Raw genomic sequence first — 321 nt, 5'->3', positions numbered from 1 at the left:
CATCGTCACCATCACCACGACTACACCCACCGGCGAACTCCTCCACCAGGACACCCTGACCACCACCGGCAGCCACGCCGAAGCCCTCGACCTCGCCGCACACCACGCCGCAGCCACCACCATCGACGTCCACGCCGACGACCCCTACAAACACCACGCCCACCTCATCGCCCTGGGCGACGAACCCCACGCCGTCATCGCACCCCGCATCACCCCAACCGGACGCACTGACCTCCTCGCCACCCTCCGAGCCACCACCACCCTCACCCACTAGAACCACTGTCTGCCCGGCCGCCGCGGGTCGACTGGGGCCAGCTCCCG

Annotated in this window: 1 protein-coding gene; it reads left to right on the top strand. The window is 69.5% G+C overall.

Going from position 1 to position 321, the window contains the following annotated elements; genetic code table 11:
* On the top strand, positions 1-274 hold a 274-nt coding region (locus tag H483_RS39570; RefSeq protein ID WP_042329435.1), incomplete at its 5' end, for a hypothetical protein.
* Positions 275-321: the final 47 nt, after the last annotated feature.

Source organism: Dietzia sp. UCD-THP (genome assembly GCF_000349585.1).
GTDB lineage: Bacteria > Actinomycetota > Actinomycetes > Mycobacteriales > Mycobacteriaceae > Dietzia > Dietzia natronolimnaea_A.
Note: the sequence above shows the minus strand (reverse complement) of the source record. Positions and strands in the feature narration are given on the sequence as shown.